The 26,410-nt window shown below is 32.9% G+C and carries 25 protein-coding genes, 1 other RNA gene and 2 pseudogenes; 17 read left to right on the top strand and 11 right to left on the bottom strand.

Annotated elements, in window-relative coordinates; all coding sequences use genetic code 11:
• Positions 1–14 precede the first annotated feature (14 nt).
• The 3 genes and pseudogenes from ACPWTF_RS04200 to ACPWTF_RS04190 all read right to left on the bottom strand — a co-directional run bounded on the left by ACPWTF_RS04200 (position 15) and on the right by ACPWTF_RS04190 (position 2,501).
• Positions 15–728: a DNA polymerase III subunit gamma/tau gene (locus ACPWTF_RS04200; RefSeq protein ID WP_427874553.1), complete on the bottom strand. Its 714-nt coding sequence runs from the start codon at positions 726–728 to the stop codon at positions 15–17.
• Positions 709–1,783, bottom strand: a pseudogene (dnaX, locus tag ACPWTF_RS04195) (DNA polymerase III subunit gamma/tau). Before dnaX ends, ACPWTF_RS04200 begins: the two are co-directional and overlap by 20 nt.
• A gap of 61 nt (positions 1,784–1,844) precedes the next feature.
• Positions 1,845–2,501, bottom strand: a complete 657-nt coding sequence (locus ACPWTF_RS04190; RefSeq protein ID WP_427874552.1) for a hypothetical protein — start codon at positions 2,499–2,501, stop codon at positions 1,845–1,847.
• A 106-nt stretch (positions 2,502–2,607) separates the two neighbouring features.
• On the opposite strand from ACPWTF_RS04190, the gene ACPWTF_RS04185 reads away from it, so the two are divergent.
• From ACPWTF_RS04185 to ACPWTF_RS04150, 8 genes are all read left to right on the top strand, one after another.
• Positions 2,608–3,777 carry a tetratricopeptide repeat protein gene (locus ACPWTF_RS04185; RefSeq protein ID WP_427874551.1) on the top strand — a complete coding sequence of 390 codons (1,170 nt, stop codon included), beginning with the start codon at positions 2,608–2,610 and terminating at the stop codon, positions 3,775–3,777.
• Positions 3,778–3,818: 41 nt separating this feature from the next.
• Entirely contained in the window at positions 3,819–4,217 is a 399-nt protein-coding gene (locus tag ACPWTF_RS04180; RefSeq protein WP_427874550.1) for an NIPSNAP family protein, read from the top strand.
• A 244-nt stretch (positions 4,218–4,461) separates the two neighbouring features.
• Positions 4,462–4,938, top strand: coding sequence for a BON domain-containing protein (locus tag ACPWTF_RS04175; protein ID WP_427874549.1), 477 nt, complete (start codon positions 4,462–4,464; stop codon positions 4,936–4,938).
• Positions 4,939–4,946: 8 nt separating this feature from the next.
• Positions 4,947–5,318 carry a LysM peptidoglycan-binding domain-containing protein gene (locus ACPWTF_RS04170; RefSeq protein ID WP_427874548.1) on the top strand — a complete coding sequence of 124 codons (372 nt, stop codon included), beginning with the start codon at positions 4,947–4,949 and terminating at the stop codon, positions 5,316–5,318.
• Between the two features lie 201 nt (positions 5,319–5,519).
• Positions 5,520–5,996, top strand: a complete 477-nt coding sequence (locus tag ACPWTF_RS04165) for a BON domain-containing protein (protein ID WP_427874547.1) — start codon at positions 5,520–5,522, stop codon at positions 5,994–5,996.
• Between the two features lie 7 nt (positions 5,997–6,003).
• On the top strand, positions 6,004–6,375 hold the full coding sequence (locus ACPWTF_RS04160) for a LysM peptidoglycan-binding domain-containing protein (protein ID WP_427874546.1): 372 nt from the start codon (positions 6,004–6,006) through the stop codon (positions 6,373–6,375).
• Between the two features lie 143 nt (positions 6,376–6,518).
• A complete protein-coding gene (locus ACPWTF_RS04155) occupies positions 6,519–6,767 on the top strand; it encodes a type II toxin-antitoxin system ParD family antitoxin (protein ID WP_427874545.1) in 249 nt (82 codons plus the stop codon).
• Complete coding sequence (locus ACPWTF_RS04150; protein WP_427874544.1) at positions 6,760–7,053, top strand: type II toxin-antitoxin system RelE/ParE family toxin; 294 nt, start codon at positions 6,760–6,762, stop codon at positions 7,051–7,053. Before ACPWTF_RS04155 ends, ACPWTF_RS04150 begins: the two co-directional genes overlap by 8 nt.
• A gap of 270 nt (positions 7,054–7,323) precedes the next feature.
• Here ACPWTF_RS04150 and ACPWTF_RS04145 read toward each other — a convergent pair whose 3' ends face one another.
• Positions 7,324–7,617: a hypothetical protein gene (locus ACPWTF_RS04145; protein WP_008467915.1), complete on the bottom strand. Its 294-nt coding sequence runs from the start codon at positions 7,615–7,617 to the stop codon at positions 7,324–7,326.
• A 124-nt stretch (positions 7,618–7,741) separates the two neighbouring features.
• On the opposite strand from ACPWTF_RS04145, the gene rnpB reads away from it, so the two are divergent.
• Together rnpB and ACPWTF_RS04135 are read left to right on the top strand one after the other, a co-directional pair.
• Positions 7,742–8,069, top strand: an RNA gene (rnpB, locus tag ACPWTF_RS04140) — RNase P RNA component class A.
• Between the two features lie 31 nt (positions 8,070–8,100).
• Complete coding sequence (locus ACPWTF_RS04135; protein WP_427874543.1) at positions 8,101–9,348, top strand: cation:dicarboxylate symporter family transporter; 1,248 nt, start codon at positions 8,101–8,103, stop codon at positions 9,346–9,348.
• A gap of 404 nt (positions 9,349–9,752) precedes the next feature.
• Here ACPWTF_RS04135 and ACPWTF_RS04130 read toward each other — a convergent pair whose 3' ends face one another.
• The 3 genes and pseudogenes from ACPWTF_RS04130 to ACPWTF_RS04120 form a co-directional block, all read right to left on the bottom strand.
• Entirely contained in the window at positions 9,753–9,947 is a 195-nt protein-coding gene (locus ACPWTF_RS04130; RefSeq protein WP_427874542.1) for a hypothetical protein, read from the bottom strand.
• Positions 9,948–10,044: 97 nt separating this feature from the next.
• A pseudogene (locus tag ACPWTF_RS04125) lies at positions 10,045–10,730 on the bottom strand (response regulator transcription factor).
• Between the two features lie 10 nt (positions 10,731–10,740).
• The gene (locus ACPWTF_RS04120) at positions 10,741–12,099 is read right to left on the bottom strand and encodes a sensor histidine kinase (RefSeq protein ID WP_427874541.1); all 1,359 of its coding nucleotides are present in this window, start codon (positions 12,097–12,099) and stop codon (positions 10,741–10,743) included.
• Between the two features lie 198 nt (positions 12,100–12,297).
• Between ACPWTF_RS04120 and ACPWTF_RS04115 the strand changes: the two genes are divergently transcribed.
• Both ACPWTF_RS04115 and ACPWTF_RS04110 read left to right on the top strand, forming a co-directional pair.
• On the top strand, positions 12,298–13,824 hold the full coding sequence (locus ACPWTF_RS04115) for a TonB-dependent receptor domain-containing protein (protein WP_427874540.1): 1,527 nt from the start codon (positions 12,298–12,300) through the stop codon (positions 13,822–13,824).
• Positions 13,772–14,353 (top strand): outer membrane beta-barrel protein, encoded by a 582-nt coding sequence (locus ACPWTF_RS04110; protein ID WP_427874539.1) that lies wholly within the window; start codon positions 13,772–13,774, stop codon positions 14,351–14,353. Before ACPWTF_RS04115 ends, ACPWTF_RS04110 begins: the two co-directional genes overlap by 53 nt.
• 92 nt (positions 14,354–14,445) lie before the next feature.
• Here ACPWTF_RS04110 and ACPWTF_RS04105 read toward each other — a convergent pair whose 3' ends face one another.
• Positions 14,446–15,051, bottom strand: a complete 606-nt coding sequence (locus ACPWTF_RS04105; RefSeq protein ID WP_427874538.1) for an RsmD family RNA methyltransferase — start codon at positions 15,049–15,051, stop codon at positions 14,446–14,448.
• Entirely contained in the window at positions 15,048–15,869 is an 822-nt protein-coding gene (locus tag ACPWTF_RS04100; RefSeq protein WP_427874537.1) for a DUF3822 family protein, read from the bottom strand. Before ACPWTF_RS04100 ends, ACPWTF_RS04105 begins: the two co-directional genes overlap by 4 nt.
• Positions 15,870–16,227: 358 nt before the next feature.
• Between ACPWTF_RS04100 and ACPWTF_RS04095 the strand changes: the two genes are divergently transcribed.
• The 5 genes from ACPWTF_RS04095 to kdsB all read left to right on the top strand — a co-directional run bounded on the left by ACPWTF_RS04095 (position 16,228) and on the right by kdsB (position 20,712).
• Positions 16,228–17,637: an ATP-dependent DNA helicase gene (locus tag ACPWTF_RS04095; RefSeq protein ID WP_427874535.1), complete on the top strand. Its 1,410-nt coding sequence runs from the start codon at positions 16,228–16,230 to the stop codon at positions 17,635–17,637.
• 229 nt (positions 17,638–17,866) lie between these two features.
• Positions 17,867–18,697 carry a 4,5-DOPA dioxygenase extradiol gene (ygiD, locus tag ACPWTF_RS04090; protein WP_427874534.1) on the top strand — a complete coding sequence of 277 codons (831 nt, stop codon included), beginning with the start codon at positions 17,867–17,869 and terminating at the stop codon, positions 18,695–18,697.
• Between the two features lie 301 nt (positions 18,698–18,998).
• On the top strand, positions 18,999–19,676 hold the full coding sequence (locus ACPWTF_RS04085) for a class I SAM-dependent methyltransferase (protein ID WP_427874533.1): 678 nt from the start codon (positions 18,999–19,001) through the stop codon (positions 19,674–19,676).
• A complete protein-coding gene (locus ACPWTF_RS04080; RefSeq protein ID WP_427874532.1) occupies positions 19,651–19,812 on the top strand; it encodes a hypothetical protein in 162 nt (53 codons plus the stop codon). The genes ACPWTF_RS04085 and ACPWTF_RS04080 overlap by 26 nt, the downstream gene beginning before the upstream one ends.
• A gap of 165 nt (positions 19,813–19,977) precedes the next feature.
• Complete coding sequence (gene kdsB, locus ACPWTF_RS04075) at positions 19,978–20,712, top strand: 3-deoxy-manno-octulosonate cytidylyltransferase (protein WP_427874531.1); 735 nt, start codon at positions 19,978–19,980, stop codon at positions 20,710–20,712.
• Positions 20,713–20,892: 180 nt separating this feature from the next.
• On the opposite strand, the gene ACPWTF_RS04070 is transcribed toward kdsB, so the two are convergent.
• Entirely contained in the window at positions 20,893–23,307 is a 2,415-nt protein-coding gene (locus tag ACPWTF_RS04070) for an alpha-ketoacid dehydrogenase subunit alpha/beta (protein ID WP_427874530.1), read from the bottom strand.
• 190 nt (positions 23,308–23,497) lie between these two features.
• Positions 23,498–26,245, bottom strand: coding sequence for an aminopeptidase (locus tag ACPWTF_RS04065; RefSeq protein ID WP_427875729.1), 2,748 nt, complete (start codon positions 26,243–26,245; stop codon positions 23,498–23,500).
• Between the last annotated feature and the right edge of the window lie 165 nt (positions 26,246–26,410).

Below are 26,410 nucleotides of genomic sequence, written 5' to 3'. Positions count from 1 at the left end.
CCTATTAAAAAAAATTAATCCTTTAAATCCAATCCAAATGTTGAGCGTAAAAGCTCGATGTTTGGATTGATTTCTAAGAAACGATTATAACGGTCTTGATTGTTGTAAGTTCGTTTCGTTTCAGCCTGTTCATTTACAATTACTTCAATAGTAATATCGTGATTGTGCAAATGACCTTTTAAATGCCCTAACAAACCGTTCATTTGACTTTCAAATTCTAGTTTTGAACCTTCGTTTGGCAATTCATAAGAAATTGTTGTTCCGTTCAAAACAGGATCACTAATCAATAGAATTGATTCCATGATTCTAAGTCCCTTTTGGCCTAAACGTTCCGCATATTTGTTCCAATGAAGACGCATGTCGGTTTCGTTAAACTCTTCAGTTGGTAAAACAGAAGATGGTTTAACATACGATTTTGTGCTAGCCTCCAATTCTTTTTTCTTGCGGATACTAGCAAGAGAAAAAGCAGAAACTTTAGGAGCGCCACTTGTATCTGCTTTTGGAACTTCTGGAGTTTGAACTTTTGGAGTCTCAACAGGAATTTGTGCTGTATTTGAAATAGTTGCAGCAACAGGAGTATCATTGCTATTTGAATTAGCATTGACATTATTTTTTTCTTCCGAACTTGGAGTTTGGGGTTTTACACTTGGAACTTCAACTATAGAATAGCCCCCGTTTTTAAAGTAAACGGGCGGAATTATGAATTGCTCAGCTTTTTTTTTCTCCATCAAAGTTGATAGAGGCCAATTGCATCAAGCATAATTCAACTAAAAGTCGTTGATTCTGACTTAATTTGTATTTTAAATCGCAATCATTTGCAATGTCAATTCCTTTTAATAAAAATTCCTGAGAACACTTCTGCGATTGCGTTGCATACATTTGCTGTGCTTGTTCTCCAACTTCTAATAAAGCAATAGTCGAAGGCGTTTTGCTTACCAATAAATCTCTAAAATGCGAAGCCAAACCAGCAATAAAATGATGCCCGTCAAAACCTTTAGCTAGAATATCGTTGTAAGCCAATAAAAGCTTCGGAATTTCATTTTCTAAAAGTAAATCGGTAATCGAAATGTAGGTTTCGTAATCTAAAACGTTTAGGTTTTCAGTTACAGCCTGACGTGTTAAATTGGTACCGCAATACGAAACTACACGGTCAAAAATAGACAAAGCATCCCGCATTGCACCATCTGCTTTTTGAGCAATAATATGCAGTGCATCATCTTCAAAAACGATTCCTTGACTTTCAGCAACATCTGCCAAATGTTCTTTAGCATCTTTTACTGTAATTCTTTTAAAATCAAAAATCTGACAGCGAGATAAAATCGTTGGAAGAATTTTATGTTTTTCTGTTGTTGCTAAAATAAAAATAGCATGCTTTGGCGGTTCTTCTAATGTTTTAAGGAAAGCATTAAAAGCGGCCGAAGATAACATATGCAACCTCGTCAATGATATATACTTTGTATTGTCCAGTTTGAGGTGGGATTCGAACCTGATCGATAAGGTTACGAATATCATCAACCGAGTTGTTTGAAGCGGCATCTAGCTCAAAAACATTAAATGCGAAATCTTCGGTAGGATCATCATATCCAGGCTGATTTATTTTTCGAGCCAAGATACGGGCGCAGGTAGTTTTACCAACTCCACGTGGTCCTGTAAATAAAAGAGCAGAAGCTAAGTGATTGGTTTCTATAGCATTCAACAAAGTGTTGGTAATGGCTTTTTGCCCCACAACATCCTTAAAGGTCTGCGGGCGATATTTACGTGCCGATACTACAAATTGTTCCATATTCTTTTTTATTCGATAGCAAATATATGACTTTTGTTTCGTTGTTTAAAACCGATTTTAGTTATTTGGCGAAATTCTTTTTCTTCAAAATAACAAAGAGTAAACTCAGAAATAATACGATGTTGACAATCAAAGAAATGATAATATATTGGCTGTAAGTTTCCAATTTTGTTTCTGTTTTTTCTTTATCAGAAATTTCTTTTTGAGAATTTTTATAGGCCCGCAATTTTTCTAATTGATAAATCCAATCTTGTAAATTTCGATTTTCAAATTTCAAATCCCAAACATAAAAAGAGAGTGATTTTATTTGATCATCTATCTTTTGAGAGATTTTGATTTCTGGAGGAGGAGGCATGGAGTTACTTCCATAAGGTCTAAATCCAGTACTTGGAGAGCAACCACTCACTTCGATAGTGTTGTCGTCATTAAAATAGGCGTAAACAATCCAAAGTTGTTTTACAGATGGAATATTAGAACAGTTACCAGAGTATTTTTGCGTAATGAACTGAGAATTGTATTTCCCTTTAAAGAGTTCTATGATTCTAAAAGTATAAATTTCTTTTATTGAATCTACTTTTATAACTTCTCCGTAAAACACAATTTCATATTTTAATCCTATTTCTACCATGCTCTCTCGGTCAATTGGCTTACAATCACAAGAAAAAGCATAATTGGCAATCAATAAAACTGTAAAAAGTAATCGATATTTCAATTTCATAAAAGAAAAATTTTAATACAATAATAATGATTTTTAACTACATTATTTTGTATTTAAAAAAGTTCTATTTTCGTGTTAATTAATATAATATATTATAGTATAGCATATGGGAATATTTGATTTTTTATGGAAAAAGAATTCTGGAATTGAAGAGTCTAAATTTAATTCATCTCAGTTTCAACATGAAGTTTGTGCTTTAGCACTAGCTGAACTTGAAGGGAATGGATTAAATCCTGATGCAGCAATATATGAATTAGAAAAATTAGGTTTGAGTAATGAACAAATCAAATATGTTTTAGATAAGGTTAATATATTTCTAGAAAAAGAAAAAGAGAGCAATAATGGGGTTTATGGCAATATAAATGAATTAAAGCCACAAGAAACTGATTTTCAAAAAGCTCTTGATTCGGGAGCTATTTCTGAAATTAAAATCATTCCTAACCCTGATCATGTGAGAGAAAATGCAGATTCTGATCAAGTGGATAAATATATAGGTTTTGGTGCTTATCAAATGGATAGAGGTGACTTCGATAATGCTTTGGAACTTTTTGATAAAGCCCTTGAGCTTGATGAAAAGGCTACGTTAGCTTATGCTAATAAAGGGACTTTGTATGCAAGAAAAAATGATAACGAAAAAGCAATATATTTTTATAACAGAGCATTAGAAATAGAGCCAGATAATCTTCAGATTTTAGAAAATAAAATGGATTTATTATTCGAAATGATGACCGAATCTAATGAATCTGAATTTATTGAGACAGTAAAAACTATTCTTAAAAATGATGAAACTAATCCGAATGCTTTAATTTTTATAATCCAATTTTATTCGAAAAATAATGAAATAGAAAAGGCATTGATTGATTTAAAGAAATTGTTTTCAATATATCACAAAGAGCATGTCGTAATTGATCTTTTGCTTAATACTTTTCATAAACTTTCTAAAGAAAGAGCTTTATCTGAGTTTATGAATTTCAGAAAAGACTTTGACGAGCAGGCAAGATATCAACTTGGTTATTGTAGAGGTTTGTATTTAAAAGGATTAGGTGATTTTGACGAAGCAATTACTCAGTTTGAAGAAATAAATAAAATTCATGAGTTTTCATGGAATTATTATCAAATAGCTATAATGAAGAATAGGCAAGATAAAATCCAAGAATGTTTTAAATATCTGAAAACTACTTTTGAATTAGAACCAGGATTAAAAAATGACGCAAAGCAATATCCAGAACTTCAGAATTTGTGGTTAAATCAAGAATTTATAGAATTAACCAAGTAAAAGATGGTTGGCTTTGAAAATAAATGTAATGTGTATAGATCATGAGAAAGTACTTTCTACTATTATTTTTATTTACAGCATTTGCCGTAAAAGCACAAAAAGCAACTCAAACAAGTCCCGTTTTTCAATTGCGCATCTATGAGATTTTTGAAAGCAATAAAAAAGAATTTCATGAGCGTTTTCGTGACCATGCCATGCGTATTATGAAGAAATACAACTTTAAGATTATTTCGATCTACGAATCAAAATCAGAGAAAAAAACGGAGTTTGTATATTTTCTAGAATGGCCAAATGAAACAACGATGAAAAAAGCTTGGGAAGATTTTAGAAAAGATCAGGAATGGATTGATGTCAAAAAGATGTACACTGAGAAATATGGTGATGTTGTGGGGAATATTGAAGATCGGGTTTTGACTAAACTTAATTATTCGCCTAATTAAAGTTTTGGTTATAAAGTGGGCAAAGTATGTATTAAGAGATTTATATTAAGTGCTTGTAATTATTTGATAAAAAGCTAGTTGTGTTTTATGAAGTCATAGAAGTTTTGAATTGCAAGATTCAAAACTTTTTTTATGAGCTAATTTTAAGAAATCAATAATATTTAAAAATGTAAGATTATTATGTAATACTTGATTGATTTATTCGTTAACTTAGAAGATTAATTAATTTAAAAAAGATATCATTATGAAAATTAAATCGATGTTATTAGGAATGAGTTTTGCTTTTTTATTAGTGGCTTGTGAACCTAAAGATGCAGATATTCAAAAGGAAATTACTGCAAAATTAAGCGAATTACCTGGAGTTTCAGTGACTGTAGAGAAAGGTGTTGCGACTATTTCGGGTACTTGTAAGGATGACGCTTTCAAACAAAATGCAGAAAGCATAGTAAAAGGAATAAAAGGAGTTAAATCGGTAGTGAACAATTGTGAGATTCCAGCTCCAGAACCTGTAGTTGCAGCTCCTGTAGAAATTAATCCGGATGCAGTTTTAACCACTTCAGTAAATGAGGTAGTAAAAACCTACAGCGGTGTAACGGCAACAGTTAAAGATGGCGTAGTGACACTTACTGGTGATATCAAAAGAAGTCAATTGCAAAATTTGATAAAAAGTGTTCAGGAATTGAAGCCTAAAAAAGTAGAAAACAAATTAACTATTAAATAATTGATGTTATGAGTTTAAAAGATAAATACAAAGAGTTAACAGATTTAGCTTCTAATTTAGGAGTAGCTGATTTGCAAGTAAGAGAACAAGATAATGTGCTGTATGTTGACGGAACAGCAAAATCTGCAGATGATAAAGAAAAACTTTGGGCTGCTTACGCAAAAATAGATCCTGATTTTAGATCGGCAGATGTAGTAATGAATATTGAAGTTTCAGAAGGAGCTTCTATAGAATATACTGTTGTAGGTGGAGATTCTTTATCAAAAATAGGAAAAGCGCATGGCGTTTCATGGCAGACTATTTATGAAGCCAATAAAGACATTATTAAGAACCCAGACATCATACAGCCAGGCTGGAAGTTAAAAATACCAACAGCATAATTTTACTTATGGTGTGTTGTAAAAGTCCATCTCAATGATGGGCTTTTTTGTTGGATTTAATTGCAAAATTTATTCTCATTTTATGTTACTAAATAACCCCAGATTAATTGAAAACATATAAATCTCATCATAATATCCTATAATCATTTGCTAATTAATCTTTTTAATTTTAGAAGTACAAAATTATTAAAAGAGAGTATTATGAAAATGAGATCCATTTTATTAGGAATGTGCCTTGCCGTTGCTTTGGTATCCTGTAAACCTAACGATGCTGATATTGAAAAAGCAGTTAATGAAAAAATAAATGATCCAGATATCCAAGTTGCCGTACATGAAGGTGTGGCTACAATTACAGGTATTTGTGACGACGAAATGTTCAAGAAAAATATTGAAAAAAGCGTAAGAGCAACCAAAGGTGTAAAATCTGTTGTCAATACCTGCGAACTTGCCAGAGCCAATCAAGAACCTGCGGCGGCGACTGTTATTATTAATTCAGATACCGATTTGGATAAAGCTGTCAGTAAAGTAGTCGATGCGTACGATGGTGTGAGCGCAACTGTTGTTGGTGGCGTTGTTACGCTTTCGGGAGAAATTGCAAAAGATAGATTGCAGCTTTTAATGCAAAGTATTCAGGAATTGCATCCTAAAAAAGTAGACAATAAATTAACTATTAAATAAGGATGTTATGAGTTTGAAAGATAAATACAGGGAAGTGATAAATTTAGCATCCGAAATTGGAATTGCTAATTTGCAGGTAAGAGAACAGGATAATGTGCTTTATATTGATGGTACAGCGAAATCGGCTACTGATAAAGAAAAACTTTGGAATGCGTACGAAAAAATTGATCCTGAATACAGATCGGCAGATGTTGTAATGAATATTGCTGTTATAGAAGGTGCAACAAAAGAATATATTGTAAAAGGAGGCGATTCTTTATCTAAAATTGCTGCGGCATACGGTATTTCGTGGAATGATATTTTTGAAGCGAATAAAGATATTATTTCTAATCCTGATTTGATTAAACCAGGTTGGAAATTGAAAATACCAACAGTATAATTTGTTATGTTGTGTTATAAAAGTCCGTCTTGACGATGGACTTTTTTGTTGTGATTTTATGTCTTGCAAGGAACAAATTAGTTAAAATTAAGAATGAATAATTACCAAATTTTGGTAACTTTGCATTGTTAATAAGAAAAGTCATGGGAAGAAACACTTCAATATCGCTTGGAAATCATTTTGAAAATTTCATTGAAAATAGTCTTTCTGAAGGAAGATTTAAGAATGCCAGTGAAGTAGTGAGAGCTGGATTACGTCTTTTGGAAGAAGAAGAGAATCGTTTGCTTATTTTAAAACAGGCAGTTCAAGATGGGATTAATAGTGGACGCGCTGAAAACTTTGATCCTAAGAAACATCTTGAAAGTTTAAAAGCAAAAAGAAAAAATGGCTAAATATTATTTGACGAATAAAGCAGTCGAAGATTTAACTGATATTTGGAATTATACTTTTGATGAATGGTCAGAAAAGCAGGCTGATAAATATTATCTATTACTTTTGGATTCCTGTCAGGAGATTGCTGAAAACCCGAGTTTGGGAAGAAAATATGATAGTGTAACAGCAAAAATGTTAGGGTATAAATCAAATCAGCATATTCTCTTTTATCACATTATTTCAAGTAATGAAATTGAGATTGTTAGAATCCTTCATGGAAGAATGGATTTAAAAAGTAAGTTTTAAGAAGGGTAACCACAATAAGTGTAAAGATAGGAGAGATTTTTCTCATTTTATGTCATGCCGAGGGACGAGGGATCTCAACTGAAAACTCTGCAAAGATTAGAAATTATCGCCCCTCGGCATGACAAAATTATAGTTACTTTTTGAAAATGTAAAAAGATAAATTTTCTTTTGAAACAGAATGCCTAGCCCTGATAGTAGCGGTATCCTTTTTCTTGCTCCTTTAGCAAGGAAAAGATACAAGCGAATAGCAGGAATATGCTTCTAAAAAAACTACCTTCCCCTAATACTTAAATCAAATAAAAATTTTGCTGTTTCCTGATCTGAATCTGCCGAAAAGCCAGCAACATAAACTCCTTTTTTACCCGAAGTCGATTTAATTCCGTATACAACTGCCTCATCCGCTGGGTCTGACTCACCCTCGTATCGATACACATGAACAATTTCAAATTTCTCAGGATTCTTTTTAATCGCATCTGCATTTCGATTAAAATCGCACGTAAATCCTTTTTCATTCAATTGATCTAAAGCCTTTGAAACAGTTGCGTAATGATACATTCTTTTCATGATAAACTGAATTTAAATTATAGATTTTTAAAGATAACTATTTTAAAATTAAAATGTTATGATAAAATTCATAAAATCTGAAATTTAAAATCGTTATTGTTAGTGCTTAAATCCCTACTTTTGCAGCGCAGACCGCCTTATCGTCGTCCCGATTCATCGGGAGGGAGGAAAGTCCGGACACCATAGAGAAGCATAGCGGGTAACGCCCGTCGGTTCCGAAAGGGATTAGGACAAGTGCAGCAGAAAGTATGTACAGGTAATGCTGTAGTGAAACCAGGTAAACTCTATGCGGTGAAATACCAAGTATATCGGCATTTAAGGGCTTCTCGTTCGTTGCCGAAGGGTAGGTAGATTGAGTCCAGTAGTAATGCTGGATCTAGATAAATGATAAGGTATTGTATCGTTGCAAAATGAGACAAGAACAGAATCCGGCTTACAGGTCTGCATTTTTTATATATTTGTGAAACTATCTAACTTGTTTTCATGAATACTGCCACTCCAAATTCTTCTTCAAAATCCAAAAGAAGCCTTTTCAGAACCATTGCAACCAATCTTACTTTTTGGGTTTTAATTGCTATTATTTCGGGTATTTTACTCGGACATTTTTCTCCAGCAAATGGTGTGAAGATGGAATTTTTGGGCAAAAAGTTTATTCAGCTAATTTCTCTTTTTATTGGTCCGATTATTTTCTTGACCATAGTTTTAGGGATTTCGGGAATGGGAAATCTAAAAAAAGTGGGAAGAATTGGTGTAAAAGCGTTAACTTATTTTGAAGTGGTTTCGACCGTTGCATTAGCAATTGGTGTCGCTGTTGCTTACATATTTAAGCCAGGAAAAATTGATAAATCGGGATTGACATTTGGAGATGCAAGTCAGTATACAAAAGGAGCTTCCGAACATTTTTCGTGGTTGCAGTTTTTCTTATCCAATTTTACTTTACAGGTTTTGTTGGCTGCTATTATCTGCGGAATTGCATTGAATTTTTATCAGAAAAGAGAGCAGACTATTTTAGTTCTGGAACGATTCTCAAAAGTGGTTTTCTTCGGATTAAAATATGTAATGTATCTCGCTCCAATTGGTGCTTTTGGCGGAATGGCGTATACAATTGGTAAATTTGGTCTTGCCACTTTGATTCCGTTAGGAAAACTGATGCTTTGTGTTTATTTGACTATGGCACTTTTTGTTTTTTTTGTTCTTGGAAGTATCTTGAGATATTATAAAATAAATATTTTTTCGATTTTAAAATATATCAAAGAAGAACTTTTATTGGTTTTAGGAACATCGTCTTCTGAAGCTGCTTTGCCAAGTATTATGGTGAAACTGGAACGAATGGGTTGCAGTAAATCGGTTGTAGGATTGGTAATTCCAACAGGTTATTCTTTTAATTTGGATGGAACTTCAATTTACCTTTCGATGTCGGTGCTGTTTATTGCACAATTATATGACGTTCATTTAAGTTTCTTCGAAATCATGACCGTTATCGGAATTTTAATGATTACTTCTAAAGGTGCAGCAGGCGTAACCGGAAGCGGGTTTATTGTTTTGGCCTCTACATTAACCGCTTTGCATAAAATTCCCGTTGAAGGTTTAGCATTTTTATTGGGAGTAGATAAATTTATGAGCGAAGCCAGAGCGATTACCAATTTAATAGGAAATACAGTCGCAACAATAATAATCTCGAAAACAGAAAGAGATTTTACAGAACTGAATCTTGATACTGTTTCGGAGTAGTTTTGCCACGAAGGGCTAAGACTCTAAGTTTTTGTTTTTCTTTGGGTTTAAAATTGCTCGCAAAGTCGCAGAGTCGCAAAGTTTTTTTATGAATTGATTCCAGCTTTAGCAGGAGGATATCATGAATTAAATTTTAAAGGCTTTAGCCAAACATTTTCTAGTTTGGCTAAAGCCTTTTTCTTCGTTAATTTTTGACCATCCAGCTAAAGCTGGACGCTATCCAAATTAAATTTTACAATTAGTATTTGCTCACAAAGTTTTTATTTTTCTTTAGGCTTAAAAATTGCTCGCAAAGTCGCAGAGTCACAAAGTATTTTATTAATTTTTAAAACTTTGCGACTCTGCGACTTTGCGAGATAAAAAAACTTTGTGCCTTAGCGCCTTAGTGGCAAAATAAAAAAAAATTAAGCTTCGTCCTTCGTTGTTCGCACCAGACTAATGCCCGACATGAAAAAGACAATTCCTAATATTCCGTAAATAATAAGCGATTTTATATCTCTGGTTTCTCCAGATGTGCCGGCAAAAATAACTGCCGTATAAATAAGTCCTACAATTCCGAGGATTGTAAGCAACCCACCGAAAAATCTTTTTAGGTTCATGATTGTTAGATTTAAAAGTTCTCTAACAAAGTTAATTTTCAATAAGTTAATCGCTGTTATACAATTGCTTATATAAAATTATATGATTTACAGGATGCTATTTTTCTATTTTAAATTCTAATCCGATATTTCGAACGCTTTCAATCTTGATTTTCGGATCTGAATTAAAATATTTCCTAAGTCTGCTGATAAAAACATCCATGCTTCGCCCGGAGAAATAATCGTCTTTTTTCCAGACCGACATTAAAATTTGATCTCTTTTTAATAACTGATTGTGGTTTAAATACAAGTATTCGATAAGAGAAGCTTCCATTTCTGTAAGCTGCTGCACATGATTTTTATTGTTAAGTGTCAGACGTTCGTTATCAAAAATATACGAACCAATTTCGATTATGTTATTTCCGTCCAGACTTCTCTTTTGTTCGATTCTTTTTAGAATATTCTGCAAACGCAGCACCAGTTCGTCAACTTCAAACGGCTTTACGATATAATCATCTGCGCCAAGTTTTAGGCCAATGATTTTATCTTCTTTTAGCTTTCTTGCGGTTAGAAAAATAAATGGAATTTCGGGATTAATGGTAATTATTTTTTCAGCCAATGAAAATCCGTCCATTTTGGGCATCATTACATCAAAAACACAAATATCAAAAGTCTGGTTTTGAAAATAGTCTAAAGCTATTTCGCCGTTTTCGGCCAGATTACTTCAAATTGATGCAATTCTAGATATTGTTTTAAAATCGCCGCAAAGTCAAAATCGTCTTCGGCTAATAGTAATCTTTTCAAAATAAAGGGATTAAACTTTTAATAAAATAGTAAACTGAGTTCCTTTTCCTAAATCGCTAATAACGTTTACAGAACCCTGATGCGCTTTTACGATTTGGTCAACATAATACAATCCTAAACCTAAACCTTTTGTGTTGTGCAGGTTTCCTTGTTCTACTCGATAAAACTTATCAAAAAGAAACGCTTGTTTTTTTTTGGCAATTCCAATTCCGTCATCTTCAAAACTGATTGAAAATTGTTTTTCTACAATTTTTGTTTTTACTGTAATGGTGTTTGATCCGTATTTTACAGCATTTTCGAGAACATTTAAAAAAGCAGTTGTCAAATGAAATTTATCCAAAACTAAAATAGTTTTCTCAGTCTGAAAATCGGTTTTAAGATTGATTTTAGGAAAAGTAATTTTAAAATCATTTACGATAGAAAGCAGAAAATCTTCGGCTTCTATTTTTTCTTTTTGCAGTTCGATTTCGTTTTCTGCCAAAGAATTTGCCATAACCTGATCAATCAGATTCTGAAGACGGTTATTCTGGCGCGAAATGGTATTTACAATCGAATTGAAATTTTCATCGTTGTCGCGAATATTTTTCTGCGCTAAAATCTTTGTTGAAATCCCCAAAGTAGCCAATGGAGTTTTCAGTTCGTGCGTAATATTATTGATGAAATCGGTTTTAACGTCGCTTACTTTTTTCTGTTTGATTAAAGCTTTTAAAGCTATAACAAAAAGCGTAATTAAAGTCAGAATTGATAAAAGAGATAGGATGAGAATAAACGTCATTCTTCTTAGAATAATCATTTCCCAGTCCATTACAGAAACGTACATCGAATCTTCTGTCAATAATTTATATTCCTCATTTTCAAAAGTGCCGTTTGTTGTTCCAACATAACTTCTTACTAAAAAGGCATGATTTAAAGAAGTCAGATTTCCATACAATTTATTTTGGATAAAAGGTTTTTCAGAAAAAATAGTATCTGCTTCCTGTTCGTTTTTGTAAAGAATAAATTTGTTTAGAACAATGGCAAAATCGATCTTAAAATCGGGTAAATCTTTCTCGAATTTTCGTTTGATTTTTTGAGTTATTATGTTTTGAGATTGCGCATTCAAAACGCCATTTTTAATGTCCAATTTACTTTTTTTTCCTTTCATGTATTTTTCTGAAAGGCTTTTGTAAAGCACTTCTTTTCTAGAAACCAAAGCCGAATCGATATCGCTGTAATTATTGGTAATTTGAGCAATTTCGTTTTTAATCTGCGTATGAAACTGCGCTACTTTATATTCGTAAGCTGTCTTTACTAAATAGCATTGTACCGTCATAAGCACAAATAGCGCTACGACAGAAAATCCGATTAATAAATTGATTCTTTGCTTCATATTGGTTGAAATGACGCTTCAAAAATACAGTTTTTAGCCAACAAATAGGAGATTAACCTTGCATTAACCTACGATTAACTTTCAGAACTGGGTTTTCAAAGCACTTTTGCACTTCCATTAACTAAAAATATACTTTAAATGAATTTTTGCCTGCCCTTAAAACTGCTTATTACTCTGTTGCTTTTTTGTCTTTCCTTTATGGCAAACGCTCAGAATGAAACACCAAAGGATTCGATTTCAAATGAATTAAAGGAAGTAGTAATCAGTAAGGAGAAAAAAATGTTTAGCAACGCAAACGGAAATGTAAAGATCGACGTTGCCAATTCGGTGTACAGTACAATTCCAAATCCGATTGATTTGCTTTCAAAACTGCCATCGGTTCAAATAGGCAGTGATCGCGAAAGTATTTCGATTGTCGGAAAAGGAAATCCGTTAATTTATATAGACGGTCAAAAAGGAACGATAAGCGATTTAAATGCTTTATCTGTTGCCGATATTAAAACAGTAGAAATTATTAAAAATCCCTCTTCTAAATACGAAGCCGAAGGCCGTGCTGTGATTCTGATTACGAGAAAAGTAAGTAAAAAAGATAGTTTTAAAACCGAAATTTCTGAAGTGGCTTCTTTTAAAAGAAATTACAATAATTATTTGGGGTTTAATTCTAGCTTTAAAAAAGATAAATTAGAATGGAAAGCCAATTTTAATTACAATCTACGAAATCCGTGGGAAAATCATAGTTTGGAATATGAAATCCCGAAGGCTTCCATAGTTTCCAATTATGATGTGACAGCAAATTCGCATGTAAAGGAATATATTTTTGGAGGAGGTGTGTTTTATAAAATAAATGAAGATGATTATTTGTCGGTTAATATAAATGGCAAAATGCGAAATGATACTTTCGATATCAACACTTTCACTTTTAATGAAAATCAGAATGAGATAAATAATGTCTTCACTTTTAGCGATAATTCCAGTTCTAAGAATTTGTTGAATTCATTCATCAATTATTCGAAAAAAATAAAAGCTATAGACACTAAGCTTTTTATTGGTTTTCAGGGTTCCAACTACAATCAGCATTTGTTGAGTTTGGTGCAAAATAATTTTAATGAAACCGATTTTGAATTGTCGCAAAACCGCGATCAGAAATTTAATGTGGATGTTTTTTCTGGAAGGATCGATTTGGAGAAAAAGTTCAAAAATGAAATGACTCTGGAATACGGCGGATTGTATTTAAAAGCGAAATCAAAATCAAATGCTGACATTTTTGATTTTGAAGAGGGTAAAAGCGAAGTTTCAGATTATGATTTTAAAGAAGAAAACCTCGCCGCTTATGTTCAGTTTTCGGGAAAGCTGAAAAAAATCGATTTTTCATTCGGGTTAAGAACAGAAAACACTAACGTGTACTCCAAGTTTAAAACACAAGTTTCGCCCTCTATAGATAAAAACTACACCAATCTGTTTCCTAAAGCCGATCTTACAATTCCTATTGATAGCACAAAAAGCATTAATGTAAATTATTCAAAAAGTATTGTGAGGCCTAATTATTCGTCTTTAAGTCAAATTGTGACGTATATAAATCCGTATTTTTTATATGGGAGCAGCATAAATTTACTGACCAGCATTTGTAGACGAACTTTCAAGCTCATTTCAGTATCACGACAAAACTTTAAAATTGAGTTATTATCAGACGAAAGACGTAACCAATCCGAGTTTTGTGTTCAATGAGGAAACCAATGTATTAATGATCACGGATATTAATTATAAAAGAGAAGCGGGTTTTACGATAGATTTTACACTTCCGTTTACCTATAAATTCTGGACAACAACCAACTCTCTAATTTTTGTAAAAAGTAAGGTGGAAGACGATACGGCGCTTTTGCATCCTTCAAAGCCTTATTTGTATTATTACTCAAACAATACATTCAAATTACCAAAAGATTTTAGTTTCGTTTTTTCTTTCTGGGGAACAACCAAACAAAATGATGGGATTTTTGAGCGTAAAGCTAATTTTGTAGTCGATATGTCTTTAGCAAAAACATTTGGTAAAAACTGGAGCTGTAACTTGAATTACAATGATATTTTTAAAGCTACAAGTTATACCGATACTTTTACGGTGAATAATGTCCATTCCAAATTTAAATATTTAGTCGATGCCAACGAGATTTCTATTGCAGTTCGTTATTCTTTCGGAAAAATAAAAGATTCTGAATACAAGCAGAAAAGCGTAAATGAAAGTGAAAGTCGAATTAGGTAAAATTCCAAATTTAAAAAATCCCAAATTCCAATTTTCTCAGAAGTGCCGAGTTTGGAATTTGGGATTTTAATATTTTAATATTTGCTTTTTATTTACCCTTCATCTTCTTCAGATTCCTTTTTAGAAGCATCATGTGGTAATTCTTCATCCTCATCGGTCGAATTCAATTCAAAAAAACTAAAGAAAGAACCGCCATAACTTTTCTGAAAAGAAAAGTTACTCATATGATCCAGTTTCGTATATTTTGAATGTTCGATAATCATCATTCCGTCGTCTTCCAATAAATCTCGTTCAAAAACCGTTAGAACAATTTTCTCAAAAGTGGCCTGATCCAATCCGTAGGGTGGATCTGCGAAAATGATATCGTAAGTAGTTTTAGAATTTTCTAAGAATTTAAAAACATCGCTTTTAGTTGCGGCAATATCAAAATCATATTCTGATGAAACTTGTTTGATGAATTTTACGCATCCGAAATCACCATCAACAGAAGTAATGGGAGCACTTCCGCGAGAAGCGAATTCATAACTTATATTGCCAGTTCCCGAAAAAAGATCTAAAACCTTTAAACTGTCAAAACTAAAATGATTATTCAAAACATTAAACAATGCTTCTTTACTCATATCAGTCGTTGGTCTTACAGGTAGATTTTTTGGCGGAAAAATTCTGCGTCCTTTGTATTTTCCTGAAATGATTCTCATGATTGAAATAAGATATAATGTTTTTGATTTTGAGCGGTTGTAAAGCTATTTCTTTCCTTCAGTTTTGAAACATCCAGAAAAGAAATGTGGCGTACATATTTGTAAGCTATGGCATAAAATGGATCATTTTCTGAAATAGTTCCTAATAATTCTAATTTGAAACTTTCCGGATTCATGCTCATTTGTTCTGCTGTAAATAAAATATAGTAGATAAAATCTTCTGGCGTATTGTATTCGAATGAATTAAAAAGCAAAAGTTTTTGATTCTGGACTACAATAATTTCAAAACTCTCCGGATTAAAATTGACGATCATTTTCTTATCGTCGTTATTTCTTGAGTTATCCAAAAGTTTTTCGACCAAAATGCTGTTAGCGTGTTTATAATCAAAAGAACCCACATTATCGATTAAGAAATTGTTGATATTCACAAACGGAATATAAACCGAGTTCATCTGATAATTCGGAATTTGATCAAAAGTAAAAAAGTCGGTATCAAACACTTTTGTAGTGTATTGCAGATAACTTCCTAAATAATTCTCATCAAACAAAGCAGTCGGAACAAAAGTCGAAAGATTATTATTGTGAATAACCATTACTTCATCGTAAGTGTTTTTTAATTCAGGATTGCTTTTAAAAGCATCATTGAATAAATCTTCAATTCGCGATGTCTTACTGTTAGTGTCAAACTTTATTTCCTTAAAAGAAGTGATGATATTATTTAAAGTATCAAAACAGCAATATGAAAATCCAGTCAGTGAAACCTGAATAGAAAGTTTTCTGTAATTTTTTGAAGTAATGTTAGTATTTTGTAATGACATAGTTGATTTACAATTCGTTACCTGTTTTAAATCAAGAAAGAATTTAAGCGACCACAAACTTACAAATAAAAAAAATAACAATGTCAATTTCAATATCAATGAAAAAGACTTAATTAGTATGCAATTTCAAAATTTAATATTACAAGAAAGTTAGCAGAATATTATCATTCTGTTTATTGTCAATTATTTAAGGTTGTAATTAAATTTAGGTTTTAGATAGTATTTTAATTTTCATATTTAATTTGACTTTGCCATTGCCATTGCCATTGCCATTGCTATTGAAATTGATTTTTGTCATTGCAATTGATTTTTGCCATTGCCATTAAAAAAAGCGACCTTTGTATTTCAATATTACTCTATGAATTCTGCACAGTTTTACGGTACTTTACAAAAGCGATTTCCTTTTGCTCCAACATACAAACAGGATATTTTTTTTCAGAAAATTGCAATCTTTCTAACCGAACCCCAAAACGACACGATTTTCGTTTTGAAAGGATATGCGGGAACGGGAAAAACTACCGTTATTTCTACTATCGTTAATAATCTTAGCCAGATCAATAAAAAATATGTTTTGTTAGCACCAACAGGACGTGCGGCAAAAGTAATCGCCAATTATTCGAATAATCCAGCCTTTACGATTCATAAAAAAATATATTTCCCGAAGAAATCTTCTGGAGGAGGAGTGGCTTTTACCAAGCAAGTCAACAAACATAAAAACACCATTTTTATCGTCGATGAGGCCTCGATGATCTCAGACAGTACATTAGATAGCGGCTCGCTTCTAGACGATTTGATTAATTATGTGTATTCTGGAAGTAATTGTAAAATGATTCTTTTGGGAGATACTGCACAGTTGCCTCCAGTAAATTTAGATATTAGTCCGGCGTTAGATATTCAGACTTTGGGCATTCATTATGACAAAGAAATTGAACATATCGAATTGGACGAAGTAATGCGTCAGGAAGAAAGTTCAGGAATTTTATACAACGCAACAGAATTACGTGAATTGTTGAAAGAAAGTTTTATAACCGAATTTAAATTCAATGTAAAGAAGTTTAAGGACATTGTTCGACTAACTGACGGTTACGATATTCAAGATGCGATTAATACCGCTTATAGCAATTATAGCATTGAAGATACTGCTTTTATTGTTCGTTCTAATAAACGTGCCAATCAATATAATGAGCAAATTAGAAGCCGAATTTTATTTAAAGAAAGCGAACTTTCGGTTGGAGATTTTTTGATGGTAGTAAAAAATAATTATTTCTGGCTGAAAGAAACAGACGAAGCTGGATTTATTGCCAACGGAGATATTATTGAAGTTTTAGAACTTTTCGGAATCAAAGAATTGTACGGATTTAAGTTTGCGAAAGTAAAAATAAGAATGGTTGATTATCCCGAGCAAAAACCTTTTGAGACGGTTTTAATTCTAGATACTTTAACAAGCGAATCGCCTTCTTTAACGTATGAAGAATCGAATCGTTTGTATGAAGAAGTGATGAAAGATTATGAAGATGAGCCAACCAAATATAAAAGATTTCAAAAGGTAAAAGAAAACGAATATTTTAACGGATTGCAGGTTAAATTCTCCTACGCGATAACTTGTCATAAATCGCAAGGAGGGCAGTGGAATACCGTTTTTATCGAACAGCCATTTCTTCCAAACGGAATTGATACTGATTACATTAGATGGCTTTATACGGCGATGACACGTGCCAAAAATAAGCTATATTTGATAGGGTTTAAAGACGAGAGTTTTGAAGAGTAATTGTTTGCCACAGATTAAATGGATTAAAAAGATTTTTTGAATGCGTTTAAATTTCTCTCGCAGATTTTGCAGATTGAGCGGATTATTAATTTAAAAAACTCAATCAAACAATCTGATCAATCTGCAAAATCTGCGTGAAACAAAAATTAAGCATCACACCATTTTAGCTTAAAATGAGTAAAAATCTTTTTAATCCTTTTAATCTGTGGCAGAAAAAAAGTTTTAGCAAATGACAACACTAAACGACTTACATTCGATTTCATCTACGTTTTCGAATACCGATAAAATGCCAGTTTTGTTTTTAGGACATGGCAGTCCAATGAATGCTATTGAAGAAAATCAATTTGTGGCTGGTTTTCGTAATCTGGCTAAAACATTGCCGCAGCCCAATGCTATTTTATGTGTTTCGGCGCATTGGTTTACCAAAGGAACAAAAGTAACCGTGATGGAAATGCCGAGAACCATTCATGATTTTGGCGGTTTTCCGCAAGCGCTTTTTGATGTGCAATATCCAGCAAAAGGAAGTCCAGAATTGGCAGTTGAGACGCAGAAAATTTTAAATCCCATTACGGTCGAATTAGACGAACATTGGGGATTGGATCACGGAGCTTGGAGTGTTATCAAACATTTGTATCCCAATGCAGATGTTCCCGTAATTCAGCTGAGCATCGATTATACCCAGTCGGGACAATATCATTTTGAATTGGCTCAAAAACTGCAAGCATTACGTTATAAAGGGGTTTTAATTATCGGAAGCGGCAATATCGTACACAATCTTAGAATGGTCGATTTTAGAAATTTTGATAAAGATAATTACGGTTACGATTGGGCAATTGAAGCCCGCGAAACTGTGAATAATTTTTTGCTTGATGGAAATTTCCAGCCTTTAATTGATTTCGAAAAAATGAATAAAGCTGTCCAATTAGCAGTTCCAACACCAGAACATTATCTTCCGTTATTATATACTTTAGGTTTAAAAGATAAAAACGATGAATTGGAATTGTTTAATGATAAACTTTTGGCAGGTTCGTTGAGTATGACTTCGGTGAAAATATTATAATAGTATTTTTTTTAAATCGTTTTCCAATCGTTTTCATTTATGTGATATTGGTATAAAAATTATAATCTTCACAATTTGTTTAAAAAATAAATTGGTGAGACAATAAAATGTTTCATCTAAATTTGTTTATTTTTGTGTAAGTGATTGTTTGTCAGTTGATTGTTTGATTTGTGTTTTCTTTTTGAGTAGTTTTTTAAATGCCTTTTGTGATTAACTGGTAATAAATTTAAAAAACGATAGAAGATGTGTACAAATTAAGTTAAAGTGCGGCATCAGCACTATAATCACTGATAAAACTAAGATGAATCCAAACAAAGCATTATGGGAAAAAGGCGATTTTACACGCGTTGCAGAATCTATGAGAGAAAGCGGTGCGGAATTGGTTGCCAAAATTGGAATAAAAGAAAATAGTGACGTTTTAGATCTCGGCTGTGGCGATGGTACTACCGCAATACCTTCGGCAAAATTAGGAGCCAATGTTTTAGGTGTTGATATAGCAAGAAATTTAGTTGAAGCTGGCAATCTTCGAGCAAAAAAAGAAGGATTAGATAATATTGTATTTAAAAAAGGGGACGCAACCGATTTAAATAAATTGAAAAATCAATCTTACGATGTGACGATGAGTATTTTTGGAGCAATGTTTGCTCCAAAACCTTTTGATGTTGCTAAAGAAATGGTTCGTGTCACACGACCTGGAGGTAAAATTATTATGGGTAATTGGATACCGGGTGATCCAACGTTGATTGCACAAATCTTGAAAATTAGTTCTGAATTTACACCACCGCCTCCTGAGGGTTTTGTAAGTCCAATGCTGTGGGGTATTGAGGATAATGTTATCGAAAGGTTCACAAATGCGGGTATTCCTAAAGAAAATATTTCTTTTGAGAGAGATACCTTTACATTTAAAGCAGCATTTCCACCTTCGGAGTGGCTAAATCGATTAAAAAATTACTATGGTTCGAACTATGAATGCTTTTGAAGCTGCCGAGCAAAACGGAAAAACTTCAGATTTGTATGCTAAACTTGAAGGATTAGTGAATAGCCAAAACCAAAGTAATGACAAAAATTCTACCTTAATTCCTGCAACTTATCTTCGTGTTACGGTTTTGGCCTAATTTTTTTCTAAATACATAAGACAAGAAGTTTGTTAATAATAATCAATGTATGATTTGCTAGTAAACAGAAAATTAAAAGTAATTTTTGCATATTTGCAAACACTTAAAACCAGTGAAAATTAAATTACTAAATTTTGAGTTTTTTAAACTCAGTAAAATATAAGAATGAAAATAATAGCGGTAATTCCGGCCAGATATGCTTCAACTCGTTTTCCTGCCAAATTAATGCAGGATTTGGGAGGCAAAACAGTAATTCTAAGAACTTATGAAGCGGCAGTTTCGACAAAATTGTTTGATGATGTTTTTGTAGTAACCGATTCTGATCTGATTTTTGATGAAATTGTTTCTAATGGAGGAAAAGCCATTATGAGCATTAAAGAACATGAATCTGGAAGTGATCGAATTGCAGAAGCCGTTGCGAATCTAGATGTTGATATTGTAGTGAATGTACAAGGTGATGAGCCTTTTACAGAAGCTGAACCATTGGAGCAGGTTTTATCGGTTTTTAAAAATGATTCAGATAAAAAGATTGATCTAGCTTCATTAATGCGCGAAATCACAGAGGAAGAAGAAATCAATAATCCGAATAATGTAAAAGTGGTTGTAGACCAGTCGCAGTTTGCATTGTACTTTTCAAGATCTGTAATTCCGTATCCAAGAGAGAAAAATGTTGGGGTAAGATACTTTCAGCACATCGGAATTTACGCATTCAGAAAACAGGCTTTGTTAGACTTTTACAGCCTTCCAATGAAATCTTTAGAAGCTTCTGAGAAGTTGGAGCAGTTAAGATATTTAGAATTCGGAAAACGCATCAAAATGGTTGAAACGACGCATGTTGGAATTGGAATTGATACGGCCGAGGATTTGGAAAGAGCTCGAGCGATGTTGAGAGATATTTAATTAATATTTATATCCACAAACTTGTCATCCTGAGGAACGAAGGATCACACTCGTAAATCGGCAAAGATTGGAGATATTCTAAACGGAGTTTCTAGTGTGATCCTTCGTTCCTCAGGATGACAAATAAAAACAAAAACGCTCCAAATTCTTGGAGCGTTTTTAATATCTAAAATTCTTATTTTACTGGTATAAAGCAGGGAATTTAGAAGGATTTACTTCGTGCATCATATCATAAATTTTCTCGTAAATATCTTCTGCAGAAGGTTTAGAGAAGTAATCGCCGTCAGTTCCGTATGCTGGTCTGTGCGCTTTTGCAGCTAAAGTTTGTGGTTTGCTATCCAAATATTTGTAAGCATCTTGTTCTTCTAAAATCTGCTGTAAAATGAATGCTGAAGCTCCTCCAGGAACGTCTTCATCAATTACTAAAAGACGGTTTGTTTTGGCAACACTTTTTACGATGTCTTTCTTAATATCGAACGGAAGTAAAGATTGAATATCAATAACTTCACACTCAATTCCTTTTTCTGCCAATTCATTAGCCGCTTGCATAACCAATCTTAAAGTTGATCCGTAAGAAACTAAAGTAATATCAGAACCTTCTCTTAGCGTTTCTACAACTCCAATTGGCGTTTTGAATTCACCAAAATTCAGCGGTGTTTTTTCTTTTAAACGATATCCGTTCAAACATTCAATAACCAAAGCAGGTTCATCACATTCTAACAAAGTGTTATAAAAACCAGCCGCTTGTGTCATATCTCTTGGAACCAAAACATGGATTCCGCGAATAGCATTAATGATCATTCCCATTGGAGAACCAGAATGCCAGATTCCTTCCAAACGGTGTCCGCGAGTTCTAATGATTAATGGTGCTTTTTGTTTTCCAACGGTTCTATATTGTAATGTAGCTAAATCATCACTCATGATCTGAATAGCGTACAACAAATAATCTAAATACTGAATTTCAGCAATCGGACGCAAACCTCTCAATGCCATTCCGATTCCCTGACCAATAATAGTCGCTTCACGAATTCCGACATCGGCAACACGAAGTTCTCCGTATTTTTCCTGCATCCCTTCCAGACCTTGATTTACGTCTCCGATGTTTCCAACATCCTCACCGAAAATTAAAGTTTCAGGATATTTGGCAAATAAAGCATCAAAATTATCACGAAGAATCATTCTTCCGTCTAAATCTGGTTTTGCATTTTCTGCATATTTAGGAAGAACTTCCTGTACTGAAAATACATTTTTAGAAGATTCAGAATGTAAATTACTGCTAAATTTTTCCTGAGTTTCTGCTATAAAATCTGTAATCCAATTTGATAAAAGAACTTTGCTGTTTGGAACTTCAATAAAACGAAGAATCTTTCTAGCATAAACCAATAATTCTTTCTTTAAAGGCGCTTTAATCGCACTTAATTCAGAAATTAATTTCTTGATTCTATCTTTATGGTTAATGCTTGCATCAGCAATTTGTTCTAATAAAGTAAGAAGGTTTTTTTGATCCTCAATAATTGGATTGATAAAGTTGTTCCAAGCTTCTTTTTTAGCTTCTAGAACTTCTTTCTTCAATTCGAAATCAATTTCTGCCAATTCTTCTGGAGAGGCAATATTAATGGCAATCATCCATAAGCGCATTTGACGAATACAGTCAAAATCTCTTTCCCAAGCCAGTCTCTCTGCATTTTTGTAACGTTCGTGAGAACCAGAAGTAGAGTGACCTTGCGGCTGTGTTAACTCATTAACATGAATTAAAACTGGAATATGTTCCTCACGCGCAATTGCTCCGGCTCTTTCATAAGTAGAAACCAGTTCGGCATAATCCCAGCCTTTCACTCTAAAGATTTCATAACCTTTAGAATCTTCATCACGCTGATATCCTTTTAAAATTTCAGAAATATTCTCTTTAGTAGTCTGATGTTTAGCATGAACAGAAATCCCGTATTCATCATCCCAAACACTCATTACCATTGGAACTTGTAGAACTCCAGCAGCGTTTATAGTTTCAAAAAACAAACCTTCAGAGGTACTTGCGTTACCAATAGTTCCCCAAGCTACTTCGTTTCCATTAACAGAAAACTTATCTTTAATGGTTATTCCATCAACCTCTCTGTAAATTTTTGAAGCTTGTGCCAAACCAAGTAATCTTGGCATTTGTCCTGCTGTTGGAGATATATCTGAACTTGAATTTTTTTGTTTGGTTAAGTCTTTCCAAGAACCATCTTCGTTTAAACTGTGCGTTACAAAGTGTCCGCCCATTTGTCTTCCGGCAGACATCGGATCAAAAGCTAAATCAGTGTGGCCGTATAAACCAGCAAAAAACTGTTTGGCATTCAATTCACCAATAGCCATCATAAAAGTTTGATCGCGATAGTATCCAGAACGGAAATCTCCGTTTTTAAAAGCTTTTGCCATTGCCAGCTGCGGAACTTCTTTTCCGTCACCGAAAATTCCAAATTTAGCTTTTCCTGTTAATACTTCTTTTCGACCTAAAAGACTACATTCACGGCTTGTTACCGCAATTCTATAGTCATTCAATACCTCAGTTTTGAAGTCTTCAAATGTCAGTGTAGTATTGCTTTTTTCTTTTATCATAATCTTGTAGCGTCATGTTGTTTATGTCGCGAAATTACTTAAAAACAATCAATAATCATAATTCTTTAAACTAAATATAATTTAATTATTTGTATTCAAATCTAAAAACTACGTATTTTATTTATGTTATTTTTATATGAAATTTAATTTTATTGATAATTTCGCAAGTTTTTGTTTAAAATTTATTTGATTAAAACCATTTTCGGGTAAAAAGAGTAACTAAAGTTTTTGGCGAAAAAGTGATTATAAATCGTATTTTTTCATTGTATTTAGGCTGTGATATTTCCCATCCATTATTCGAATAAACAGGAAAATAGAGTTCAAAGTAGTCAGGAACCAAGTTTAAACGGACTCCAGAATCGTAAGCAAAGAACTCACTTTTGTGCTTGTTTTTTAAGAAACCAATGTCACCATAAATTTCAACCCAGTTCCATATGGCGTAACTGGCATTTAAAGTTGCCATCCATTGATTAGCATATGCAGGTTCAAGTTGCGATTTGAAACCTCCTTCAGCGATAACATACTGCTGGCTAAAAAAGCCCGTGCTTTCTGATCTTCCGAATAAATTATAATCAAATAAATAATCTGTCGGACGGTCTAAACCAAAACTAAAATAATCTGAATTTGTTGTGTTGTACAAGAAGGTTCCAGCGTATAATCTTAAATTTAACTTTTTGTTATTTTCAAATAATCTTCTGTATTCAATTTCTCCAGAAGCCTTTCCGAAACCGCTAGAAAATTGCAAATCAGTCATAAAATTAAAATGATCAATTAATTCTGTTTTCGTATTAGAATAGCGGGCATTAAAGATTGAATAGTTTGGTTTTGAATTATCTGTAATGTAAGTACTTGCTTCACGATTTACAATAACCTGACGAGCCAAAAACAGCTGTTTCCTATTATCTCTAAAATCTTTTTCTCGAATACGAAACTGCACCATCGGATTTAATCTTAAATAAGTTGCATCTGGGGCGTAATGATAATAATTCTGACTTATAGAATATCGAACATTATATAAGGTGCTGTTTCTATAATATTGATTCCATGAAAAAGCAGACGAACCTGAAACTGTTCCCGCTTTTATAGAATATGCCGGATTAATGTCAAAATTAAAAGGTTTGTCTAAAATGGTTTTATTATGAAAACGAATTCCTGGCGTTATACCGTCATAATAATTATAATTTAAGGTCGGAATGTATAAAATCTGATTGTAGTCTGGATCTTCTAAATCTTTAGCAAAATTAAATTTAACAGGACGGTTGAGCGCAACATGTTTTAGAGATTTCCAATTGTTTCTTTGGTTGTATTCTGGAACTTCATTATCATAATTAATGACAATTTTTTCTGCATTTTTACGGCTAAACTCATAAACAGAGTCTTTTTTAGTAGGCTCAATCCATTCTTTAAATACGACTTCTTTCTTTTTAATTCCGTAAATCGGAATAGGAGCGTAGATGCCAGTTTTATTTTTAACCGAAAACGTAACGCTATCTGCAGTTCTCGAAACATTCGAAAATTTATAATCGATAATGTCTCTCGAATCGATAATGGTTTTAAAGAACCAATCGATATTTTTTGGGCTTTTTTGGGTTAAGATTTTCTCAAAATCATAACGATTCGATTGTCCGAATTGGTTGAGATTGTAAAATTCTTTGACGCTTTTAGGAACAATGTCATGATTCAAGTAGTCATCTAAATAGCTCAAGCTCAAACCAGCACGATATTTACTAGCAATTTGCTCGTTAAATTTTATTAAGGTGTTTTTTGGATCGCCAAGTGGCTGATCCAAGTTTTTACGAGCCATTAGCATGTAGTAATAGCTATACTGCTCGTTAAAAGTCAGATTCGTGATATTGTAGCTTTTAAAGAGCTTCATGTTGGATAGTCTTCCTAGCATTTTTTCATCCTTATGATGTTCTTCCATATACTTCATCATGGCATAAATCTGGATTCCGTCATAAATCCAATTGTCTTTTCTAGGATCTAAGCGAAGACTGTTTTTAAGATAATTGTTTAGAAAAGTCTTTAAAAACTGAATTTCAAATATAAAATCATCCTGAAACGGACTGATAAAAGAAGGCAGCTGATTTAAACCGTAAAAAGGATTTCTATCGTAATCGATCTGAGAAACGGTTATTTTTTCATGCGGATATTTTCCAATAAACTTTTCAGCATAAGAAACCACACGGTTAATGATAATAGCTTTCTGGATTTCGTCTATTTTTTTATTTTTTAAATTGGTTTCAACCAGTAGAGAACCATTATCATATGTTCTAAAGCTATTTTGTTTTTCTATATAAAGACTAAAATCGGTTCTGTTTCTGCCAGAGAAAGAATAAATATTGTAACCCTGATTGCTGGTATCTTTTGAAATCGAATTTAAATCGGTAGTAATAGAGTATGGATTCGGAATTTTAATTTCAACGTCATAATCGCTCACCGCATTGGCAATATCATCTAGATTGAAATTGTTATACTTTACAAAAAGACCATTTTCAAAACGGGCAGGACTTATAAACCAGTTTTTAAGAGCCATACCGCCATTTTGATCAAAACCAAAATGTGTGAATTTATCGTTTGGTATTTTTACAATATAATTGAGATGTAAAACGATTTTTTCGTTAGGAAGTAGTTTGCGATTCAGCTTAACCGTAATATAGTCAGGATCCTGAGTGCTTCTTTCCCATTCCAAAGCCGAAAAATTGGTTTCTGTCAGGTTAATAATTGTCGTTTTTCCTCTGTCGGCGGCCTTTGCCAAATGAAAACCTCTGTAAAATTCATCAGAAAAACGTTTTGCTAGAGGCGTGTTTTTATCAGCAAAAGCGTTATTCCAATCGTTCAAAACAATCGAAGCCAAAGTATCATTTGTAGTATTGTGATACGTAAGATCTTGTTTTATGTTTAGTGTTTTAAGTTCGAGATTTACCGCCACTTCCATCTTAGATTGATGTTGTGCAGTTAGTTTTATCGAAAATGATAAAGCTAAAACGAGGCAAATAATTTTATAAAGTGCTTTCAAATAGTGGCTTAAAAATTATCAGACATACTTAAATTACAGACATATTGCGGTTTCGGATTTTTGTAAAAATAGTATAAAAAAAGC

This window comes from Flavobacterium sp. MMS24-S5 (assembly GCF_050320125.1).
In the GTDB taxonomy this organism is placed as follows: domain Bacteria; phylum Bacteroidota; class Bacteroidia; order Flavobacteriales; family Flavobacteriaceae; genus Flavobacterium; species Flavobacterium tyrosinilyticum.
Note: the sequence above shows the minus strand (reverse complement) of the source record. Positions and strands in the feature narration are given on the sequence as shown.

What these genes read in the sequence shown, in the direction of transcription:
- ACPWTF_RS04200 (WP_427874553.1), bottom strand. Translation starts at nt 728, where the DNA reads ATGGAGAAAAAAAAAGCTGAGCAATTCATAATTCCGCCCGTTTACTTT.
- ACPWTF_RS04190 (WP_427874552.1), bottom strand. Translation starts at nt 2,501, where the DNA reads ATGAAATTGAAATATCGATTACTTTTTACAGTTTTATTGATTGCCAAT.
- ACPWTF_RS04185 (WP_427874551.1), top strand. Translation starts at nt 2,608, where the DNA reads ATGGGAATATTTGATTTTTTATGGAAAAAGAATTCTGGAATTGAAGAG.
- ACPWTF_RS04180 (WP_427874550.1), top strand. Translation starts at nt 3,819, where the DNA reads ATGAGAAAGTACTTTCTACTATTATTTTTATTTACAGCATTTGCCGTA.
- ACPWTF_RS04175 (WP_427874549.1), top strand. Translation starts at nt 4,462, where the DNA reads ATGAAAATTAAATCGATGTTATTAGGAATGAGTTTTGCTTTTTTATTA.
- ACPWTF_RS04170 (WP_427874548.1), top strand. Translation starts at nt 4,947, where the DNA reads ATGAGTTTAAAAGATAAATACAAAGAGTTAACAGATTTAGCTTCTAAT.
- ACPWTF_RS04165 (WP_427874547.1), top strand. Translation starts at nt 5,520, where the DNA reads ATGAAAATGAGATCCATTTTATTAGGAATGTGCCTTGCCGTTGCTTTG.
- ACPWTF_RS04160 (WP_427874546.1), top strand. Translation starts at nt 6,004, where the DNA reads ATGAGTTTGAAAGATAAATACAGGGAAGTGATAAATTTAGCATCCGAA.
- ACPWTF_RS04155 (WP_427874545.1), top strand. Translation starts at nt 6,519, where the DNA reads ATGGGAAGAAACACTTCAATATCGCTTGGAAATCATTTTGAAAATTTC.
- ACPWTF_RS04150 (WP_427874544.1), top strand. Translation starts at nt 6,760, where the DNA reads ATGGCTAAATATTATTTGACGAATAAAGCAGTCGAAGATTTAACTGAT.
- ACPWTF_RS04145 (WP_008467915.1), bottom strand. Translation starts at nt 7,617, where the DNA reads ATGAAAAGAATGTATCATTACGCAACTGTTTCAAAGGCTTTAGATCAA.
- ACPWTF_RS04135 (WP_427874543.1), top strand. Translation starts at nt 8,101, where the DNA reads ATGAATACTGCCACTCCAAATTCTTCTTCAAAATCCAAAAGAAGCCTT.
- ACPWTF_RS04130 (WP_427874542.1), bottom strand. Translation starts at nt 9,947, where the DNA reads ATGAACCTAAAAAGATTTTTCGGTGGGTTGCTTACAATCCTCGGAATT.
- ACPWTF_RS04120 (WP_427874541.1), bottom strand. Translation starts at nt 12,099, where the DNA reads ATGAAGCAAAGAATCAATTTATTAATCGGATTTTCTGTCGTAGCGCTA.
- ACPWTF_RS04115 (WP_427874540.1), top strand. Translation starts at nt 12,298, where the DNA reads ATGGCAAACGCTCAGAATGAAACACCAAAGGATTCGATTTCAAATGAA.
- ACPWTF_RS04105 (WP_427874538.1), bottom strand. Translation starts at nt 15,051, where the DNA reads ATGAGAATCATTTCAGGAAAATACAAAGGACGCAGAATTTTTCCGCCA.
- ACPWTF_RS04100 (WP_427874537.1), bottom strand. Translation starts at nt 15,869, where the DNA reads ATGTCATTACAAAATACTAACATTACTTCAAAAAATTACAGAAAACTT.
- ACPWTF_RS04095 (WP_427874535.1), top strand. Translation starts at nt 16,228, where the DNA reads ATGAATTCTGCACAGTTTTACGGTACTTTACAAAAGCGATTTCCTTTT.
- ygiD (WP_427874534.1), top strand. Translation starts at nt 17,867, where the DNA reads ATGACAACACTAAACGACTTACATTCGATTTCATCTACGTTTTCGAAT.
- ACPWTF_RS04085 (WP_427874533.1), top strand. Translation starts at nt 18,999, where the DNA reads ATGAATCCAAACAAAGCATTATGGGAAAAAGGCGATTTTACACGCGTT.
- ACPWTF_RS04080 (WP_427874532.1), top strand. Translation starts at nt 19,651, where the DNA reads ATGGTTCGAACTATGAATGCTTTTGAAGCTGCCGAGCAAAACGGAAAA.
- kdsB (WP_427874531.1), top strand. Translation starts at nt 19,978, where the DNA reads ATGAAAATAATAGCGGTAATTCCGGCCAGATATGCTTCAACTCGTTTT.
- ACPWTF_RS04070 (WP_427874530.1), bottom strand. Translation starts at nt 23,307, where the DNA reads ATGATAAAAGAAAAAAGCAATACTACACTGACATTTGAAGACTTCAAA.
- ACPWTF_RS04065 (WP_427875729.1), bottom strand. Translation starts at nt 26,245, where the DNA reads ATGGAAGTGGCGGTAAATCTCGAACTTAAAACACTAAACATAAAACAA.